General features: G+C 55.8%; 3 protein-coding genes. All 3 read left to right on the top strand.

The genetic code is table 11. The features are described 5' to 3' along the window. Nucleotides 1-306: 306 nt before the first annotated feature. The 3 genes from MPRO_RS12290 (at nucleotide 307) to MPRO_RS12300 (ending at nucleotide 2,024) form a co-directional block, all read left to right on the top strand. Complete coding sequence (locus MPRO_RS12290; RefSeq protein ID WP_067292675.1) at nucleotides 307-1,002, top strand: hypothetical protein; 696 nt, start codon at nucleotides 307-309, stop codon at nucleotides 1,000-1,002. Between the two features lie 233 nt (nucleotides 1,003-1,235). Next, on the top strand, nucleotides 1,236-1,430 hold the full coding sequence (locus MPRO_RS12295) for a PA3496 family putative envelope integrity protein (RefSeq protein ID WP_067292678.1): 195 nt from the start codon (nucleotides 1,236-1,238) through the stop codon (nucleotides 1,428-1,430). A 390-nt stretch (nucleotides 1,431-1,820) separates the two neighbouring features. Further along, nucleotides 1,821-2,024 carry a PA3496 family putative envelope integrity protein gene (locus MPRO_RS12300; RefSeq protein WP_067292682.1) on the top strand — a complete coding sequence of 68 codons (204 nt, stop codon included), beginning with the start codon at nucleotides 1,821-1,823 and terminating at the stop codon, nucleotides 2,022-2,024. The last annotated feature ends 241 nt before the right edge of the window (nucleotides 2,025-2,265 follow it).

Raw genomic sequence — 2,265 nt, forward strand, 5'->3', positions numbered from 1 at the left:
TTCGTCCTCTTTTTTGTTAAATAGAACCACTATTCGCCTCAAAAGAGCTCAAAAACTGCCTCAAAACGGACTTTCCCTCGCTACGATCGGCCAAGTCCGACAGGCTGCTAGGAGGCTGTCCGACAATACTCAACCTACTGCGAGCCACCTGAGTTTGGCTGTTTTTTGTGCTGTTTTGCGTTAAATAGAACCACTATTCGCCTTAAAACACCGCAAAAACCCGCTCAAATCAGTCGGCTCTCGCTACGGCCAGCATTCTCGGACAGCCTCCTAGGATTATTTCCAGCCAAAGGACAGATACCCCGCATGCCCCTGCCCAATTTCCGCCTGTTTTTGCCTGCCCTGCTGCTCGTTGGTTGTAGCAGCACGCCGCCGTCCGTAGTTACCCCGCCGCCGGAGCCCGCCCCACGCGTGACCGAGATTTTCCCCGACAAGGTACAGCCGCAGATCATGGCCTTGCGAGCCGATCCGGGCGAGCTGGCCCGCAACTTTGTCGATGACTATCAGCGCCAGTCACTTTACAGCGGCCAGCATGCCGCCACCCTGGCACAAGAGTACCGCTTTCGTGAAAATCGCTGGTCCACCCAGCAGGACCGGCTGATGATGGTGTTCGATAATGACAGTGGTGATACAGGCTTCGTTGCCTGGAGTCTGAGCCGCAATGCCACAGCCACATCCTTGCGCGTGCAGGACTCCAGGATCGGCCAACGTTTTGCGCTTATTCTGCGCCCGGCACGCCTGTGCTTTGCCATCAACGCAGCCCGGGCCCCCATCTGGAGTACCGGACGCTGGGCCTATGATCCCGTGCGTCCTGGCTCTTTCGAATGCAATGGGCTCACCAACAGCTCGGCCTTCAAGTCAGGCACGCGCCTGCCGGCATTACTTGGCGCCTATTTTTCCGAGGGCGATGCAGTACTGATGTTTGACAGCCGCGGCCAGCGGGATGCAATCGCAGGCGTACTGGCACAGCTGTTTCCCTACCTGACATTCACCCCGCGCTAACACGACAAAGCTGCCTGCCCCCTCGCAACAAAAAGGGTCTCAGGCAGTGTTTTTCCCCGTTGCAAAATCACTGCACCAAGCTCTAATATCTGTTCCATACTAGTTAGGAAGTTACCGCAAGGTGTGCTGCAGAGCGGGCCCTGCGCGTAAGGCGCTGTCACATACCAGGACAGATACAGCGCCAACCACATTATCAGCAAGGCAATGCGCGCACAGATATCGAGAACAGATCTATGAGCAGAAAACACAACAGCAGCGATATGACAGACGACGATGATGTCGTGGATTGGGACTCCGAGCCAGAGATCAAGGACGACGCACCCGAAAAATGCAAAACCATCGACCCGGCTGCACGACGCCGCATCGAGCAACGACTCGAGGAGCGCGCCCTGCGACAGCAGATCGAAGATGAGTTTGGCGACGATTAAGCTCCCTGTGACGCTGCCAGCTAACAGACATCCATCTCGGGAATCGGCCTGCACCGGTTCCGCTCAGTCCTGCCCGTATTAACCCAACCCAGGCACCAAGGCGCCCGCACTCAAAAAAATTGCACTCGCCTGCAGCCCCTGCCAGCCCGGCGCCTCAGCCTTGTGGCAATAAAATACCCAGTCACTAAAGAATTCACTTTACCCAACGCCAAAAGCTGCTATATATTCGCAAAATACGCCGCACTGCAGTTTGTCAAGCACCCGGGGCCGGCAATCCGGATAGCGCTAAGGTTGCATGCAAACTGATCAGCACCCCAGCAGCATTATTTTTTAACCGACAGGGGATATGCCCCTGTTTGATTTCAACCTGAGATGTGAGAACAAAAGCCGATGGGCACCAAAATTCGTGTCGATCAAGTCCCTGCGGACGATATCGAAGACTGGGATGAAGACTTTGAAGACCGGGACACTAGCCCCCGGGGCAAGAAGATCAGCTACAACAGCAAGAAACGCCGCCAGATAGAGGAGCGCATGGAAGAACGTCTTCTGGCGCGCCAGATCAGCAGCGGCTACGAAGACAGCCTCTACGAGTAAGTCCGAGGCCGCTGCCCTCGGCAGCGAAGCCTCCCCGAGCGGCTATCCTGGTATCCGCTCTCTCTACGATCACCCTTAGCACCCGCAAGTGGATAGATCGCCAACCATTCCCCATTATTTGCGTTCGCATATATTCCAGTACTTCGCTTTTCTTCTCACTGCGCCAAATCCGCCCACTAGCAGCCTGTCCGAGAATGCTGGCCGTAGCGAGAGCCGACTGATTTGAGCGGGTTTTTGCGGT

Origin of the sequence: Marinobacterium profundum, from assembly GCF_001528745.1 — a bacterium.
GTDB classification, from domain to species: Bacteria; Pseudomonadota; Gammaproteobacteria; order Pseudomonadales; family Balneatricaceae; genus Marinobacterium_A; species Marinobacterium_A profundum.

What these genes read in the sequence shown, in the direction of transcription:
- MPRO_RS12290 (WP_067292675.1), top strand. Translation starts at nt 307, where the DNA reads ATGCCCCTGCCCAATTTCCGCCTGTTTTTGCCTGCCCTGCTGCTCGTT.
- MPRO_RS12300 (WP_067292682.1), top strand. Translation starts at nt 1,821, where the DNA reads ATGGGCACCAAAATTCGTGTCGATCAAGTCCCTGCGGACGATATCGAA.
- MPRO_RS12295 (WP_067292678.1), top strand. Translation starts at nt 1,236, where the DNA reads ATGAGCAGAAAACACAACAGCAGCGATATGACAGACGACGATGATGTC.